The sequence below is a fragment of the Sphingomonas faeni genome, from assembly GCF_024273235.1.
GTDB classification, from domain to species: Bacteria; Pseudomonadota; Alphaproteobacteria; order Sphingomonadales; family Sphingomonadaceae; genus Sphingomonas; species Sphingomonas faeni_A.
Window position 1 is genome coordinate 1 of record NZ_JANBVH010000102.1, and the last position, 845, is coordinate 845.

General features: G+C 61.4%; 1 protein-coding gene and 1 pseudogene. Both read right to left on the minus strand.

What is annotated here, in order from left to right:
* Positions 1 to 197, minus strand: a pseudogene (locus NLI89_RS21675) (hypothetical protein); the annotation flags it as partial.
* Positions 198 to 324: 127 nt separating this feature from the next.
* Positions 325 to 564, minus strand: a complete 240-nt coding sequence (locus NLI89_RS21680; RefSeq protein ID WP_254688795.1) for a hypothetical protein — start codon at positions 562 to 564, stop codon at positions 325 to 327.
* Positions 565 to 845: the final 281 nt, after the last annotated feature.

The following is an 845-nucleotide window of genomic DNA, read 5'->3' on the forward strand; positions in this document are numbered from 1 at the left end:
TGGGGATCGTTGAGAAGTTCGGCGAGCACCGCCTCGGTCCACGGCACCCTAGAGGTACCATCATGGGCATAGTCGAGCTCGCATTCTTCAAAGAACCGCGTGATATACGAGCTGCTTCGATAGTGAAACCATTTGTGGTCAAGATTGCCGACGACCATTTCCGCTATCGGCCTCAGATTGCGTGACTTGAACTGCATCGGCCTACCTTAAACTCTGTGGCGGCTTTGCCAATCGCGCAATCATGGCTGGCGTCACGCCGAACAAAGGAAGGAACGTCCGCTTCAAGTTCAGGCGAAAGCCCCAACGAACGTCTACAGTTGGGCGTTAGCCGTTGGTCTTGGTATGATCGGGCAAGGCCAGCGGTCGTCTGGCGGTCTTGCGACCTGCTGCGGCGACTATGACGGCGCTGGACAGGAGAATGCCGGACACCAGCGCGCCGACCGATAGCAGGCCGGCGGTGGTCATCGAGGCGTCGAATGTCGTGCGCTTGCCGATCCGGATCGAGACTTTGGCGGCGGGGGTGCTTGGGGATTTGGTTCGTTCGGGGTGCGTTGGGGTCTTCATGGGCGGAGGCTGAACCTTTCGCGGCTTTCGAGCAAGGCTGCGGGTTGGCGCCGCGAAGGCTTTGGCGAGGTCTGGGAGAGACTGCGTGGTTGTGGCGGGTCGTGCGGGGGGTTAGACTATCGCCATGCTCGCGCGCCTGATCCTGGCTTTGCTCCTTGCTGCGTTTGCGTTTCCTGCGGTGGCGCCGGCGGCGTGTCATGACACGTCTGCTTCGCGGGGGCCTGCCGTCGTCATGGATATGGCGGCGATGGGCGGGATGCAGGAGGCGATCTCGGATCACG